This is a genomic window from Kribbella sp. CA-294648 (assembly GCF_050943845.1).
Classification (GTDB): domain Bacteria; phylum Actinomycetota; class Actinomycetes; order Propionibacteriales; family Kribbellaceae; genus Kribbella.
The window spans coordinates 6,583,598-6,597,938 of the sequence record NZ_CP191981.1 but is presented as its reverse complement, the minus strand read 5'-3'; the positions used below and the strand labels follow the sequence as shown (position 1 = coordinate 6,597,938).

At 68.5% G+C, this 14,341-nt stretch carries 17 protein-coding genes; 10 read left to right on the top strand and 7 right to left on the bottom strand.

The genetic code is table 11. The features are described from left to right. Positions 1–566 precede the first annotated feature (566 nt). The 3 genes from ACQPYM_RS31150 to ACQPYM_RS31140 all read left to right on the top strand — a co-directional run bounded on the left by ACQPYM_RS31150 (position 567) and on the right by ACQPYM_RS31140 (position 2,791). Positions 567–2,201 (top strand): ABC-F family ATP-binding cassette domain-containing protein, encoded by a 1,635-nt coding sequence (locus tag ACQPYM_RS31150; RefSeq protein WP_433007651.1) that lies wholly within the window; start codon positions 567–569, stop codon positions 2,199–2,201. An 81-nt stretch (positions 2,202–2,282) separates the two neighbouring features. Beyond that, positions 2,283–2,534 (top strand): type II toxin-antitoxin system Phd/YefM family antitoxin, encoded by a 252-nt coding sequence (locus ACQPYM_RS31145; protein WP_433007649.1) that lies wholly within the window; start codon positions 2,283–2,285, stop codon positions 2,532–2,534. Continuing rightward, the gene (locus tag ACQPYM_RS31140; RefSeq protein ID WP_433007647.1) at positions 2,531–2,791 is read left to right on the top strand and encodes a Txe/YoeB family addiction module toxin; all 261 of its coding nucleotides are present in this window, start codon (positions 2,531–2,533) and stop codon (positions 2,789–2,791) included. The genes ACQPYM_RS31145 and ACQPYM_RS31140 overlap by 4 nt, the downstream gene beginning before the upstream one ends. On the opposite strand, the gene ACQPYM_RS31135 is transcribed toward ACQPYM_RS31140, so the two are convergent. The 3 genes from ACQPYM_RS31135 to ACQPYM_RS31125 are packed head-to-tail and all read right to left on the bottom strand — an operon-like array spanning position 2,779 to position 5,818. Beyond that, positions 2,779–3,753, bottom strand: a complete 975-nt coding sequence (locus tag ACQPYM_RS31135) for an aldo/keto reductase (protein WP_433007645.1) — start codon at positions 3,751–3,753, stop codon at positions 2,779–2,781. The two genes, ACQPYM_RS31140 and ACQPYM_RS31135, sit on opposite strands and share 13 nt — an antisense overlap. Beyond that, a complete protein-coding gene (locus ACQPYM_RS31130; RefSeq protein WP_433007644.1) occupies positions 3,750–4,502 on the bottom strand; it encodes an SDR family NAD(P)-dependent oxidoreductase in 753 nt (250 codons plus the stop codon). The genes ACQPYM_RS31135 and ACQPYM_RS31130 overlap by 4 nt, the downstream gene beginning before the upstream one ends. Continuing rightward, positions 4,499–5,818 carry an L-fuconate dehydratase gene (locus tag ACQPYM_RS31125; protein WP_433007642.1) on the bottom strand — a complete coding sequence of 440 codons (1,320 nt, stop codon included), beginning with the start codon at positions 5,816–5,818 and terminating at the stop codon, positions 4,499–4,501. Before ACQPYM_RS31125 ends, ACQPYM_RS31130 begins: the two co-directional genes overlap by 4 nt. A gap of 127 nt (positions 5,819–5,945) precedes the next feature. Here ACQPYM_RS31125 and folP point away from each other — a divergent pair, with 127 nt between their 5' ends. Genes folP through ACQPYM_RS31110 form a run of 3 tightly spaced genes read left to right on the top strand, consistent with a single transcriptional unit; the run spans position 5,946 to position 8,276 of the window. Further along, on the top strand, positions 5,946–6,821 hold the full coding sequence (folP, locus tag ACQPYM_RS31120; RefSeq protein ID WP_433007640.1) for a dihydropteroate synthase: 876 nt from the start codon (positions 5,946–5,948) through the stop codon (positions 6,819–6,821). After that, on the top strand, positions 6,821–7,570 hold the full coding sequence (locus tag ACQPYM_RS31115; RefSeq protein ID WP_433023426.1) for a pyrimidine reductase family protein: 750 nt from the start codon (positions 6,821–6,823) through the stop codon (positions 7,568–7,570). The genes folP and ACQPYM_RS31115 overlap by 1 nt, the downstream gene beginning before the upstream one ends. 7 nt (positions 7,571–7,577) lie before the next feature. Further along, complete coding sequence (locus ACQPYM_RS31110; protein ID WP_433007638.1) at positions 7,578–8,276, top strand: class III extradiol dioxygenase subunit B-like domain-containing protein; 699 nt, start codon at positions 7,578–7,580, stop codon at positions 8,274–8,276. Here the strand turns inward: ACQPYM_RS31110 and ACQPYM_RS31105 are convergent. Both ACQPYM_RS31105 and ACQPYM_RS31100 read right to left on the bottom strand, forming a co-directional pair. Next, positions 8,260–8,910, bottom strand: a complete 651-nt coding sequence (locus ACQPYM_RS31105; RefSeq protein ID WP_433007636.1) for a hypothetical protein — start codon at positions 8,908–8,910, stop codon at positions 8,260–8,262. The genes ACQPYM_RS31110 and ACQPYM_RS31105 overlap by 17 nt on opposite strands. A gap of 48 nt (positions 8,911–8,958) precedes the next feature. Beyond that, on the bottom strand, positions 8,959–9,939 hold the full coding sequence (locus ACQPYM_RS31100) for an ABC transporter substrate-binding protein (RefSeq protein ID WP_433023424.1): 981 nt from the start codon (positions 9,937–9,939) through the stop codon (positions 8,959–8,961). A gap of 107 nt (positions 9,940–10,046) precedes the next feature. Between ACQPYM_RS31100 and ACQPYM_RS31095 the strand changes: the two genes are divergently transcribed. From ACQPYM_RS31095 to ACQPYM_RS31080, 4 genes are read left to right on the top strand one after another with little or no spacing between them, the layout of a single operon-like run. Then, complete coding sequence (locus tag ACQPYM_RS31095) at positions 10,047–11,045, top strand: FecCD family ABC transporter permease (protein ID WP_433007634.1); 999 nt, start codon at positions 10,047–10,049, stop codon at positions 11,043–11,045. After that, the gene (locus ACQPYM_RS31090; RefSeq protein WP_433007632.1) at positions 11,042–12,070 is read left to right on the top strand and encodes a FecCD family ABC transporter permease; all 1,029 of its coding nucleotides are present in this window, start codon (positions 11,042–11,044) and stop codon (positions 12,068–12,070) included. The genes ACQPYM_RS31095 and ACQPYM_RS31090 overlap by 4 nt, the downstream gene beginning before the upstream one ends. A gap of 4 nt (positions 12,071–12,074) precedes the next feature. Beyond that, positions 12,075–12,851 carry an ABC transporter ATP-binding protein gene (locus ACQPYM_RS31085; protein ID WP_433007630.1) on the top strand — a complete coding sequence of 259 codons (777 nt, stop codon included), beginning with the start codon at positions 12,075–12,077 and terminating at the stop codon, positions 12,849–12,851. Further along, positions 12,848–13,510, top strand: a complete 663-nt coding sequence (locus ACQPYM_RS31080; protein WP_433007628.1) for a (2Fe-2S)-binding protein — start codon at positions 12,848–12,850, stop codon at positions 13,508–13,510. The genes ACQPYM_RS31085 and ACQPYM_RS31080 overlap by 4 nt, the downstream gene beginning before the upstream one ends. Here the strand turns inward: ACQPYM_RS31080 and ACQPYM_RS31075 are convergent. After that, positions 13,500–13,838, bottom strand: coding sequence for an FAD-dependent oxidoreductase (locus tag ACQPYM_RS31075; protein ID WP_433007626.1), 339 nt, complete (start codon positions 13,836–13,838; stop codon positions 13,500–13,502). The two genes, ACQPYM_RS31080 and ACQPYM_RS31075, sit on opposite strands and share 11 nt — an antisense overlap. Continuing rightward, positions 13,814–14,260 (bottom strand): FAD-dependent oxidoreductase, encoded by a 447-nt coding sequence (locus ACQPYM_RS31070; protein WP_433007624.1) that lies wholly within the window; start codon positions 14,258–14,260, stop codon positions 13,814–13,816. Before ACQPYM_RS31070 ends, ACQPYM_RS31075 begins: the two co-directional genes overlap by 25 nt. Positions 14,261–14,341: the final 81 nt, after the last annotated feature.

The following is a 14,341-nucleotide window of genomic DNA, read 5'->3' as shown; positions in this document are numbered from 1 at the left end:
CTAGCAGTGTCACGGGGAAGTTATGGGGGACTTCCGAGCCCAAGGCTAATAGCAGCCACAACTGTTCCGCAGCCCGGGATCACCGGACCAGTCGATCGAGTGGTTGGCGCCGCGGCAGTTGATCGATCGAGGGCTGAAACACTGTCGTGGCAGGTGTTCCAGCAACCGGCCGGACCGGTGCCGATCCGCGGAACTGGACTGACGGCGGCCGAACTGCCGGACCCGTTGCAGAGGTGGGTTTCCGGCCGGTGCCGCGCAGTACCGGCGGGGCTTGCGGAGGCCGGTCTGGCCACTGTATGCAGCTGCGTACGTGCGGCTGGTGATGGATACAATCGCGCAGAAATGTGGCCAACGTCACTCACTGGATCAGTCCAGTTCTCACCGATTGGCTACTCGGCGGACCAGTTTGAGCCCGGACCAGGTGGCATCGATCGCACAGACGTTCACGTCCACCACACCCAGATAAATAGGGTTGAAGCGGTCGGCGCGGGTGCCTAATCTTGACGGCGTCACATTGCCGGCGTCAGGGGTGCGGGTTGTCGAACTGAGATCTCTAGCAGCAGCGGTTGATCGCCACCGGTCGGTGCGCGGTCTCGTTCGAGATCTCGGAGTACACCCTGATGAGTCATTCCCTGACCTGTAGTGACCTCTTTTTCGCCTGGCCGGACGGCGGCGTGCTGTTCGACGGGCTGACCTTCGTGGCGGGACCGGTGCGGTCCGGGCTGGTCGGGCGCAACGGCGCCGGCAAGTCCACCCTGCTGCGGCTGATCGCCGGACGCCTCACCCCGCAACGCGGGGCGATCCGGGTCAGCGGCGAGCTCGGCTACCTGCCGCAGGACCTCACCCTCGACACCAGCCTGCGGGTCGACCAGGCGCTCGGCATCGCGGACGTCCGGGCCGCCATCACGGCGATCGAGCAGGGCGACGCGTCCGAGGCCAACTTCGCCGTGGTCGGTGACGGCTGGGACGTGGAGGAGCGGGCCGAGGCGACCCTCGGCAAGCTCGGCCTCGGCTCGATCGGCCTCGACCGCAGCGTCGGCGAACTGTCCGGCGGCGAGACGATCCTGCTCGGCCTGGCCGGCGAACTGCTCAAGCGGCCCGACGTCCTGCTGCTCGACGAACCCACCAACAACCTCGACCTGCGCGCCCGCCGTCACCTGTACGACGCGGTCGACGCCTTCCGCGGCGCGTTGCTGATCGTCAGCCACGACCGCGAACTGCTCGACCGGGTCGACCAGATCGGCGACCTGCGCAAGGGCGAGCTCACCTGGTACGGCGGCAACCTGACGGCGTACGAGGAAGCCGTTGCCGTGGAGCAGGAGGCTGCCGAGCGGATGGTCCGGGCGGCCGAGTCGGACCTGAAGAAGCAGAAGCGGGAACTGGTCGAGGCGCGGATGAAGATGGACCGCCGGCGGGCGGCGGGCCAGCGCGCCTTCGAGCAGGGCGGCATCCCGAAGATCGTCGCGGGCGGGCTGAAGCGGGCCGCGCAGGTGTCGGCGGGCAAGCATCTCGGCATGCACAGCGAGCGGCTCGACGCTGCTCAGGAGGCACTCGCCGAGGCGGAGGAGAAGGTCCACGACGACGACCGGATCCGCGTCGACCTGCCGAAGACCACAGTCCCGGCGGGCAAGATCGTGCTGCGGATGGAGGACTACGTACTGCGAACCGGTCTGCACACCGACCTGGAAATCCGGGGCCCTGAGCGGATCGCGCTGACCGGCCCGAATGGCGCCGGCAAAAGCACCCTCCTGCACGCGATCGCCGGGGATGACCTCCCACTGGTCCCATGGCGCCTCCTGCCGCAGCGCCTAGACCTGCTGCAAGAGTCCTTGTCGGTGGTGGAAAACCTGGCCATCCTCGCCCCCAGCGCGGAAAACCAGGACCGCCGGGCCCGCCTGGCCCGCTTCCTGTTCCGAGGACGAGCCGCCGACCAGCCCGTCAGCACCTTGTCCGGCGGCGAACGCTTCCGCGCCACCCTCGCCGCCCTGCTCCTCGCCGAGCCGCCACCCCAACTCCTCATGCTCGACGAGCCAACCAACAACCTCGACCTGGCCAGCGTCGCCCAACTCCAGGACGCCTTGGCCTCCTACAACGGCGCCCTGATCATCGCCAGCCATGATCTCCCCTTCCTCCGAGAAATCGGCATCACCCGCTGGCTCCACCTCAACCACAACGAGCTCACAGAAATAGACCCGCTGTGATCCAAATGCTTCGGAATCGACAGGGATTGGCTTAACCAGCTGTCCGGCGTACAATATCTTGTACGTCCCGAAAGGAGTTCCATGAAGACAATGACCTACTCGGAGTCCCGGGCAAACTATGCGGAGACGCTCGATTCAGTCATCAATGATCGCGAGGAGGTCGTCATCACCCGGGCCGGCCACGAACCAGTGGTCATCGTCTCGCTGGATGATTACGAGTCGCTCAAGGAGACGGCCTACTTGCTGCGTAGCCCGGAGAACGCGCGTCGCCTGATCGCCTCGATCGAGCGGCTGGAAGCGGGCGAGGGCATCCAGCGCGATCTGGCTGAATGAAGCTCGTCTGGGATGAGAACGCCTGGGACGACTACGTCTGGTGGCAGGCCCAGGATCGGAAGGTTCTCAAGCGGACCAACCAGTTGATCAAGGACATCGAGCGCAACGGCAATGAGGGGATCGGCAAGCCCGAGGCGCTGAAGCATGGTTTCCAGGGATACTGGTCCAGGCGAATCACCGACGAGCATCGGCTCGTCTACAAGATCGCGGACGATCAGATCCGCATCGCGGCCTGTCGATATCACTACGGCCGATGACGTCCAGCGGGCGCGTCCTCGCGCAGAAGGCCTTCCGCCTTGAGCTCTGACCAGAGGGTGTCTGGTACTTCGGTGCGGGCGAGGGCCGCGTTGGTGTGCACCTCGTCCGCGGTGCGGCAGCCGACGGCGATGCCGGCGACGGCGGGGTGGGCCAGCGGGAACTTCAGGGCGACCGCTGGAAGCGTCACGCCGTGGGATTCGCAGACGTCGGCCAGCTTGTTGGCTCTGTCGATCAGGGAGGGTGGCGCGGGGGCGTAGTTGAAGGTGGCGTCGGCGGCTGGGCGGGGCTGGGAGAGCAGGCCGGAGTTGAAGACGCCGACGGCGATCACCTGGACGTCGTGCTCCAGACAGGCCGGGAGTACGTTGTCCAGGCCGTCCGGGTCGAGCAGGGTGTAGCGGCCGGCGAGCATGATGACGTCGATGTCGACCTCGCGGACGAAGCGGGTCAGCATGGCCGTCTGGTTCATGCCGGAGCCGATCGCGCCGATCACGCCCTGGTCGCGCAACTCGATCAGGGTGGGGAAGGCGGTCGCGACGGCTTCTTCGTAGTGGTCGTCCGGGTCGTGCACGAACACGACGTCGAGCCGATCGGTACCGAGCCGCCGCAGCGAGTCCTCGATGCTCTGCAGGACACCGTCGCGGCTGAAGTCCCACCGCCGCCGCCGGTTCGTGACCACCGCGAAGCCCTCGCTGTCGGGCTCAGGGGTGTCCGCCTCGTAGATGACCCGACCGACCTTCGACGACAGCACGTACTCCGACCGCGGCTTGCCCGCCAGTCCGGCACCGAGTCGTTCCTCGGCAAGACCGAGCCCGTAGTGCGGTGCCGTATCGAAGTACCGCCAGCCCTCGTCCCACGCGGCCTGGACTGTCGCCACCGCCTCGGCCTCGGCGACGGGGGAGAACAGCCCGGCCAGTGGCGCTCCACCCAGGCCGATTCGGTTGCCCTCGTCGAAGAGCTTCATGACCGAGCAGCCGGGAGTCGCAGGTTCTGCATGCCGCCATCGACCGCAAGCGCCGTACCGGTGGTCGAGCCGGCCAAAGGGCTGGCGAGGTAAGCGATGGCCGTGGCGACCTCGTCGGCCGAGACGAGCCGGCCCATCGGCTGGCGGGCCTCCAGCGCGGCACGCTCGGCGGCCGGGTCGGTGGCGACGTCGAGGAGTCGGCCTACCCACGGCGTGTCCGCAGTACCGGGGTTCACACAGTTGACGCGGATCCCCTCGCGGACGTGATCAGCGGCCATCGCCATCGTCAGGGCCAGTACTGCGCCCTTGCTCGCGCTGTACACCGCGCGGTTCGGGATCCCTGCCGTCGCCGCGATCGAGCACGTGTTGACGATCGCCGCGGCCGAGGAGCGCCGCAGGTAAGGCAGCACGGCGCGGGTCACCCGGGCGATCCCGACGACGTTCACGTTCAGGACGCGAAGCCATTCCTCGTCCGCGTTGTCCGCGACCGTGCCCTGCGCGCCGATGCCCGCGTTGTTCAGCAGGATGTCGATGCCGCCCAACCGCTCGGCCGCTGCCGCTACCGCGTCGCGGACCGAACTGTCGTCGCTGACATCCGCGGCGATCCCGGTCAGCGGCGCGGGCACGTCCGGCTTCAGGTCGAAGACCACGACCTCGGCACCGCGCGCGGCGAGCAGCGAGGCCGCGGCCAGGCCGATCCCCGAGGCGCCTCCGGTCACCACGGCCTTGAGGCCGGCGAAATCAGTCACTTGTCGCTCTCCTTAGTCAGCTCGGTCCAGATCTTGCCAGCCGGATACCGATAGTCGCCCAGGGTCGTCGCATCCATCTCAGCGCTGAACCCCGGCCGCAGCGGCGCGACATAGTTCCCGTCCTTGATCACGACCGGATCCAGGAAGTGCTCGTGCAGGTGGTCGACGAACTCGATGACCCGATTCTCCGTGCTGCCGCTGACCGCGACCAGGTCGAACATCGACAGGTGCTGCACCAGCTCACACAATCCGACCCCACCGGCATGCGGACACACCGGTACGCCGAACTTCGCCGCCAGCAGCAGGATCGCGATGTTCTCGTTCACCCCGGCCACCCGGGCCGAGTCGATCTGCAGGAACGACAGCGATTCAGCCTGCAGCATCTGCTTGAACACCACCCGGTTCTGCACGTGCTCACCGGTCGCGATCCGCACCGGCGAGACAGCCCGCGCGATCGCGGCATGCCCGAGGATGTCGTCCGGACTCGTCGGCTCCTCCACCCACCACACGGCGTACGGCGCCAGCGCCTCGATCCAGGTGATCGCGTCGGCGACGTCCCAGCGCTGGTTCGCGTCGATCGCGATCCGGATGTCCGGGCCGACCGCCTCCCGGGCCAGCCGCATCCGCCGGATGTCGTCGTCCAGATCGGCCCCGACCTTGAGCTTGATCTGGGTGAACCCCTCGGCGACGGCCTCCTTGCAGAGCCGGACCAGCTTCGCGTCGTCGTACCCGAGCCAGCCGGGCGTCGTCGTGTACGCCGGATAGCCCTGCTCGCGGAGCAACTTCTCGCGCTCGGCCCGGCCGGGCTGGGCGGCGTACAGGATCTCCAGCGCCTCCTCGCGGGTGAGTGCGTCGGTGAGGTACCGGAAGTCGACCAGATCGACGATCTGCTCAGGCGTCAGGTCGGACAGCAACTTCCACAGCGGTACACCGGCCCGCTTGGCGGCCAGATCCCAGACGGCGTTGACGACCGCGCCGATTGCCATGTGCATGACGCCCTTCTCGGGGCCCAGCCAGCGCAGCTGCGAGTCGTGCACCAGGGCTTTCCAGAAGCCGCCGAGGTCGTTGAGCGTCTCGTCCACGTCGAGCCCGACGACGTGCTCGCGCAACGCCTCGATCGCCGCCGTCTGGATGTCGTTGCCCCGCCCGATGGTGAAGGCGAACCCGTGCCCCTCGAGTCCGTCCCCGGCGTCGGTCCGCAGGATCAGGTACGCCGCGGAGTAGTCCGGGTCGGCGTTCATCGCGTCGGAGCCGTCCAGCTGCAGGGACGTGGGGAAGCGGACGTCGTACGTCTCGACCTCGGCGAAGCGCGGCATGCGGGACCCGTTTCCTGTGTGATCCGACCTTGTCGAGAAGATCCTATAGGATATTTGGGTCAAGCCGTAGTGCCCTGAAGACTTGGTTCGAGTCTTCGGCCGGCGACCTGGTGGATAGAGTCGGACCGTGGCTGACGACGGGGTACTGCGGTTGGGCCGGCGGAGCTTCGCGCCCGGCGAGTTCGCGGTGATGGCGATCGTGAACCGGACACCCGACTCGTTCTTCGACGGCGGCGCGACGTACGCGACCCAGGCGGCGCTCGACGCGATCGACCGCGCCGTCGCGGACGGTGCCGACGTGGTGGACGTCGGCGGTGTGAAGGCCGGCTACGGCGAACCCGTCAGCGAGACCGAGGAACTGCGCCGGACGGTCGAGTTCGTGGCCGAGGTCCGGTCCCGGCATCCAGACCTGGTGATCAGCGTGGATACCTACCGCAGTGGCGTCGCCAAGCGCGTCGGCGAGGCCGGCGCGAACCTCATCAACGACACCTGGTCGGGCTCCGATCCCGAGCTGGCCACCGCCGCTGCCGAGGTCGGCGCGGGCGTGGTCTGCAGTCACGTCGGTGGGCTCGCGCCGCGTACCGACCCGCACCGGATGGCGTACGACGATGTGGTGGCCGACGTCATTCGGACCACCACGGCCCTGGCCGAGAAGGCGGTCGCGGCCGGCGTCCGGCGGGACGCGATCGTGATCGACCCGACCCACGACTTCGGCAAGAACACCTGGCACTCGCTGGAGGTGACGCGGCGGGTCGACGAGCTGGCCGCGACCGGCTGGCCGGTCCTGGTTGCCATGTCCAACAAGGACTTCCTGGGCGAAAGCCTTGATCTGCCGTCCGGCAAGCGCGGCCCGGCCACGATGGCGGCCGTCAGTGTCACCGCCTGGCTGGGGGCGCGGGTGTTCCGGGTCCACGACGTCGCGGCGGTTCGCCAGGCCCTCGATCTGATCGCCGTCCTGCAACAGACGAAACAACCTGCCTACACCCGAAGGAGTCTGGTGTGATGCGTCGCGGTTTCACCGCCGAGCAGCCGAACAGCGCGGAGTTGACGGGCGAGGAGGTGATCGCCGCGTACGCCGTACTGGATCGGTCGGTGCCGCGGGTGCGGGCCAACTTCGTCACCAGTCTCGACGGCGCGGTGACGCTGGACGGGTTGTCCGGCGGGCTGTCGAACAAGGACGACCAGGAGTTGCTCGGCATGCTGCGGATGCTGGCCGACGTCGTACTGGTCGGTGCCGGGACGCTCAGGGCCGAGCAGTACAACGGTTTGCGGCTGCGCAAGACCCGTCGGGAGTGGCGCCAGGAGCAAGGCTGGCCGGAGAATCCCGTCCTCGCGATCGTGTCCGCGCGGCTCGAGCTCGATCCGCACAGTTCGGTGTTCACCGAGGCGCCGGTGCGGCCGATCGTCATCACCTGCGAGTCGTCCTCGGCCGGCCGGCGCGAGGCGCTCGGGGAGGTGGCCGACGTACTGATCTGCGGGACTGAGGCTGTCGATCTGACCGTCGCGGTCAATGAGTTGGTCAAGCGCGGGCTGCCGCAGATCCTGTGCGAGGGCGGCCCTCACCTGCTCGGTTCGTTGACGTCGGCGGATCTCGTGGACGAACTCTGCCTGACCGTCTCTCCGTTGCTGGCCGGCCCCGGCGCGCGCCGGATCACGGACGGGCTCGCGTCGACCCAGGCGCACCGGCTCGACCCGATCCACGTGCTCACCGGTGACGACGGCTTCCTCTTCCTGCGGTACGGCAGGGGCTGAGTCACCAGTGCCGGTCGTCGCCGCCGCGGTCTGCCCCCACCCGCCCTTGCTGATCCCCGACCTCGCCTCGGGCGCCGCCCCTGAGCTCAGCGACCTCCGGGAGCTCTGCCTGGCCGCGATCGAACACCTGGCCGCTGCCGACAGCTTGGTGATCGTCGGCTCAGGCCCTGTCACCGGCACCCGGTACGACGCCACCGCGACGGGCAGCTTCGGCCCGTACGGCGCCCCCGGCGTGACCGTCGGCTCCCCGACCGGTACGCCGGTCCTGCCCCTGTCGCTCGCGGTCGGCGCCTGGCTGGTGGAGCAGACCAAAACGGCCGCCCTGCCGCGCGTCTCGATCACCGTCGCCGCGACCGAGACGCCCGCCGGCTGTCTGGCCCTCGGTCAAGAGATTGCCCAAGGCAACGAGCGGATCGCGCTGCTGGTGATGGGCGACGGCTCCGCCCGGCGCAGCGACCACGCCCCGGTTCACCTGCACCCGCGGGCCGAGATCTTCGACAGCACGGTCGCGGCCGCCCTGGAGCTCGCCGACACGGACACCCTCGCCGCGCTCGACCCGGACTTGGCGACGGAGCTTCACGCCGCGGGACGACCCCCCTGGCAGGTCCTCGCCGGCGCAACCGCCATGGCGGGGCTGCGGGGACACCTGGGCTACCACGCAGCGCCGTACGGCGTGGGCTACTTCGTGGCTAGCTGGGCTCTATAGGTACTTCGGCCCAACGGCTCGCGGTAGCGGCCAGATCGGCATGACCCGCTTCAGTCAACTGGTTGGCGAGTTCCACCCGAGCAGCCCGTACTGCGTCCGCCGCCTGCTCGGCAGTCGGGTAGGGACCCGACCAGTTGCACACCGCATCGCCGGCGAACCAGTCGCCGCTGCGCGACCGCCGTACGTGCGAGGCCGCGAGCCGGTCGGCCGGCAGGGCGTCGCCCCGCTCGGCTGCCGCTTGCACCACCGCATCGACGGTGACCACCTCCGCTGTGAGATCGCTCAACGGACGAAGGTGGACAGCGTCGGTACGGACGAACTCGTAGCCCTCAGGGGCCTGCTGAGCAATCCAGTCGAAGGACACCGCGGCCAGCTCGCCCAGCCCCCGCGCCAGCTCGGCGTCGGCGATGGTCTGCACGCCGCACAGCCGCGGATCGGTCGGCCGCAGCTCACCCTGGCAGTGGCGCATCAGCATCTCCTCAGGCGTCGACTGCCGACGCCCGAGGATCCGCGACAGCCCGACGACATCGAAGTTCAACTCGTCCGGGGTGCGCCGCGAACCAGGTTCGTACGGCGCACCCGCTGCCGTGCCGTAGGTCGTCCACGGCCCGACGTGCCAGCGCTCCAGTGCCATGCGCCCGACCCTACCCAGGGCCGGGCGCGGCGGTTCGCAGTACCGGGGTCAGCTCTTGGCCGGTGCCGGGACGTCGAAGGTCTTGGCCAGGTCGCTGAGGATGACCCACGCGCCCTGCAGACCGACCGCGGTCATCCAGGTGATGTCCTCGACCTCGTGCACCTTCGGCGCCAGCGGCTTCCACAGCGGGTTCGCCTTGAACTGGTCGGCCGTCTTCTTGCTGAGACCCTTGTCGTCGAAGTAGGTGGCGACGAAGATCGCGTCGCCGTCGGCGTCCTTGATCCGCTCGGGGCTGATCTCCAGCGCGAAGTCCTGCACGTCCTGCGACTTCGGCCGGGCCAGGCCGGCGTCGGTCAGCACGATGCCGGAGAAGCTCGCCTTCTGGTACAGCCGGGGCGGCCCGTCAACGAACCGGACCACCGAGATGGTCGGGTTCTTCGCCTTGGCGTTGATCGCCGCGCCGACGGACTTGGCGGCCGCCTCGTACGCCGAGATCTCCTCCTCGGCCTTCGCCTCGGTGCCCAGCGCCTTCGCCTCGAGCCGGATGTTGTCCTTCCAGGTCGCCCCGGTGGTCTCCGACATGATGGTCGGCGCGATCTTGCTCAGCTGCTCGTAGAGCTTCTCGTGCCGCACCTTCGCCGAGACGATCAGGTCGGGCTTGAGCGCGGCGATCTTCTCCAGGTTCGGCTCCGCCAGCGTGCCGACGCTCTGCGCCTCACTCCCGTACTTCGTCCGGTCGTCGCCCAGGTAGTCGGGCAGCTTCCCGTTGATGGTGCGGTAGTCGGTGTACCCGACGACCGGCGTGTCCAGGATCAGCGTGGCGTCCACGTAGCTGGTGTCCAGCGCCACCACCCGCTTCGGCTTCGTCTTCACCTCGGTCTTGCCCATCGCATGTTCGATCGTCCGCGGGAACCCGTCACCGCTCCCGGCCGCGGCGGCGCCGTCTTCCTTGTCGCCACCCCCGCAACCGCTCAACACCAAGGCCGCAATCACGACCAACGAACCCACCAAGGACCGGCGCACCAGCATCTCCTCACCCATCACGATCAAGTGAGCAAACCCTACGCCAAAGAGGTTAGGCTCACCTAACAAAGCCCCCCGTTCCGGGAGTGGTAAGGGTAACCTAAGGTGTGGGGATGCGTGGTGGGCGGGTGGGGCGGCCGGTGGCCTTGGGGTTGCTGGTGGTCGGAGTGGTCGTGGTGTTCGCGGCGAGTCTGGCGTTGGGGTCCCGGTGGCTGGGGGCTGGTGCGGTCTGGCATGCGCTGTTCGGGGACAGCGGGTCTGACGCGGACGTGATCGTCCGGAGTCTGCGGTTGCCGCGGACGACCGTGGCCGTGTTGGTAGGGGCCTGCATGGGAGTGGCTGGGGCGTTGATGCAGGGGCATACGCGCAACGCGTTGGCCGAGCCGGGGATCTTCGGGGTGAGTGCGGGGGCCGCCTTCGCGGTGGTGCTGGGGTTGCAGGTCGGACTGGTCGAGTCGGTGGGGTCGACGGTGTGGTGTGCGCTGATCGGTGCGCTGGTCGCGACCTTCGGGGTGCAGCGGTTGGCGTCGCGGGGGAGTGGGGCTTCGCCGGTCGGGCTGGCGCTGACGGGGGCCGCGGTGGCCGCGTTGCTCGGGGCGATGACGTCCGCGATCGTGCTGCTCGATGCGAACACCCTCGATGGCTACCGGTTCTGGGCTGTCGGGTCCGTGGCGGGTCGCGGGTTCGATGTGGCCGGGCAGGTGTTGCCGTTCGCGGTTATCGGGTTGTTGCTGGCGGCAATCAACGCGCGGGATCTCGATCTGCTGGCCCTGGGTGACGATGTGGCAGCGGGTCTCGGGCTGTCGATCAAACGGGCAAGGCTGGTGGGGTTGCTCGCGATAGGTCTGCTGACCGCAGCCGGAGTGGCTGCCTGTGGGCCGATCGGCTTTCTCGGACTGCTCGCGGGTCACGTCGCCAGGAGGATCTTCGGTGCTCGCAACAGCTGGCTGGTCCCCGCGTCGGCCCTGATCGGTGCGGCCGCGCTGGTCAGCGCCGACCTGGTCGGCCGGCTGGTCGGTGGGGCCGGCGAGGTGCAAGCGGGCGTAGTACTGGGGATTGTCGGTGCGCCGCTGTTCGTGATGGTCGTGCGCCGCCGGGCGGTCGTCCTGTGAACCGACGCACGGTGGTCCTGACGGCCACCTTCGCCCTGCTGGCCGTTGCCCTCGCCCTGGTCAGCCTCAGCGTCGGTACTACGAAACTCCCCTTGGCAGACGTGGTCCAGTCGCTGCTGGGCGGTGGAGACGGCGGTACTCGTCTGATCGTGCTCGAACTCCGCCTGCCTCGAGTAGCCACCGGTCTTCTGGTAGGAATCGCCTTCGCAGTCTCCGGCGCCCTCCTCCAGACCCTGGCCCGCAACGCGCTCGCCAGCCCCGACATCGTCGGGGTGAACTCGGGCGCCTCGGCAGCAGCGGTCGCTGTGATCGTCCTGGCCGGCACCGGCGGTGGCAACATCTCCGGAGTCGCCGCACGGGTGGGCATCCCACTGGCAGCCATCATCGGCGGCCTGCTGGCCACTGCCGTCGTCGGAGCCCTCTCGATCCAGCGTGGCGTCATCGACGCCGGCCGGATCGTCCTGATCGGTGTCGGCGTTGCTGCAGCGGCCAACTCGTTAGTCGCCTGGTTGCTGGTGATCGGAGACGTCACCGACGCCGGCCGCGCGGCTGCCTGGCTCGCCGGGTCCCTGAACGCACGGACCTGGTCCGACGCGACACCTGTTGGCCTAGCGGTTCTCCTGCTGCTACCGGTCGCCATGATGTTCAACCGCGACCTGGACGCCCTCGTGCTGGGCGACGACGTGGCCTCCTCACTAGGTGTACGCGTGTCTCGCGTGCGGATCGCTCTGCTCGTCATCGCCACAGTGCTGGCCGCCATGGCGACCTCCGGAGCGGGCCCGATCGCCTTCATCGCACTGGTAGCGCCGCAGATCGCCCAGCGACTGGCAAAGACGGAAAGACCGCCACTGCTCACTACTGCGATGCTGGGCGCCCTGTTCGTCACAGCCGCAGACCTGGTCGCCCGCAACGGTCTCGAAGTACTGCGGGTCGGCCCCTACGAACTCCCGGTCGGCGTAGTCACCGCAGCAGCCGGAGCGCCGTACCTGCTCTATCTCATCGGTCGTCAGCAGAAGGGACGGTGACCCGGTGCACGTAGAGAACCTGACCCTCGCGTACGGCGGCGACAAGCCGGTCGTGTCGGGACTCTCCCTGGAGGTGCCGGCCGGGCAACTGACCGCGATCGTCGGCCCGAACGGTTCCGGCAAGTCCACCCTGCTGCGTGGCATGAGCCGCCTGATGGTCCCGCAGAGCGGCCGTGTCGTCCTGGACGGCAAGGACATCCACCAACTGCCGGCTCGTGAACTCGCCCGCCGGCTCGGCATCCTGCCCCAAGGGCCTGTCACGCCCGAAGGCATCACTGCCGCCGAACTGGTCTCCCGCGGCCGTCACCCGTACCGCGGGTTGTTCGCGCGGCTCAGTTCCGACGACGAGACCGCTATCGACGAGGCACTGACCGCAGTCGAGCTGCAAGAGCTCAGGGACCGGCCGGTCGACCAGCTGTCCGGCGGTCAGCGGCAGCGGGTCTGGATCGCGATGGTGCTCGCGCAAGGTACGCAGCACTTGCTGCTGGACGAGCCGACCACCTACCTGGATCTGGCGCATGCAGTAGACGTCATGAATGTCGTCCACTCCGCAGCACACACGACCGGCCGCACTGTGGTCGTAGTACTGCACGACCTGACTCTTGCGGCGCAGTACGCGGACCATTTGGTCGTCATGGGCAACGGTGAGATCGCTGCTCAGGGCCCGCCGGTGCGGATCCTGAGCGCAGAGCTTCTGCGGGAGGTGTTCGGTCTGCAGGCGACAGTGGTGGAAGTCGGGGGAGCGCCGGTGGTGGTCCCGGACCGTAGGCTGGCTGTATGACGTACACCGCGAGCCGCCTCGCGGGCCTGCTGGACGGCGAGGTGTCCTGGCTGTCCGTCCGTACTGCGTCCGCGGTGCCCGGCCCCGACTGGATCTCCTGCGCCGAGCTCCTCAACGAGCAGTTGGCGGGCGGCGATCCGACGTACGCGTGGCGGAAGGCGCTGCTGGACGACTACGGGCGTGAGTACGACATCGAGCCGCCAGTGCAGGTCGCTGCCATGTTCGTGCTGCTCTGGTACGTCTCGGTGCCGTCCATGATCGCCGGCCTCTCCACTGCACTGACAGGCGTCTCGCCAGACGTGTCACCCGAGGCACTGGCCTTCCGCAGGCATCCGACCGCGCACTACCCGACCGATGTCGCCCTGCTGTCCGACAAGACGGTCTCCCTCGAAGAAGCGGTCGCGCAGGTCGACCAGCACACCCGGGCCTTCACCGACTCCTACCAGCCAGGAGTGAAGCTGAGCTCGCTCCAGCGACGAGGGGCGGTCGAGGACGAGCTTCGTGGCGCCTTGAAGGTCCCGGAAGAGGCTGTGCACGCGGCAACCGCGGCCGAGGCCTTCGGGATCCGCCTCGACCAGGAGATCCGCACGTCCTGCTGCTTCTTCTACGCACTCCCCAATGTGAAGGCCTGCGGCGGCTGCCCCCGCGTCAAAGTCTGAACACCTCAGGCGCAGCCCCGGAGCCGGTCACCAACTCGCGCAGGTAGTGCGCCACCAGCGGCACGAACTTGAACCCCTCGCCATGGAACCCGGCCGCCACACTGATCGGCCCGCGCCGGTCGACGATGAAATCCCCGCGCTCCGTGTTGTCGTAGAGGCAACTGATCGCCTCCGACCGGGTCACGTCCAGCCCCGGGAGCCACTCCCGGACATAGCCGACCAACTCAGCGTCCCGAGTTGGTTCGACCTGGAAGTCCCGCCGATCGAGCGAGATCCTCGGCCCGGTCGCGTGCAGTCCGACCTTCACGCCGTGCCCCTCCTCGAACACCCCGTACGCCCGGACCCGCCGATCCACGAAGACCGGCCACGGCGCCGACGCATCCACCGGCGCGAAGAACCGCGGCTGCTCCTGCGACGCCGAGATCGCTGTCGCTCGAGCAGCGCCGCCGACTCGCCTACCTGATGCTCGTCGAGACCGTGGTCGACACCGCCGACCGGGTCCAGCATCTGAACGCCGGTCTCGCTCTCCAGTTCCTCCCACAGCTCCCGCGCCCGGGCCGCCCGGAGTAGCTCGCCCTCGTCGTCGATCGCCAGCCGGAAGAGCCTGGTGCCGCCATGCGACCCACCACGCACATGCCCGAGTTCGTACTGCTCCAGCACCAGCACCTCACGGCCGGCAGCCGCAACAGCGCGAGCCGCGGCCGAGCCCATCGCCCCGGCTCCGATCACCACGACGTCGTAGGTCCGCATGACTCCTTCCTACCCGACGGCCAGAAACTGTCGGAGGCGTCCGGCACGATGTCGACCATGATTTCGACCCAGCCTTCAGAA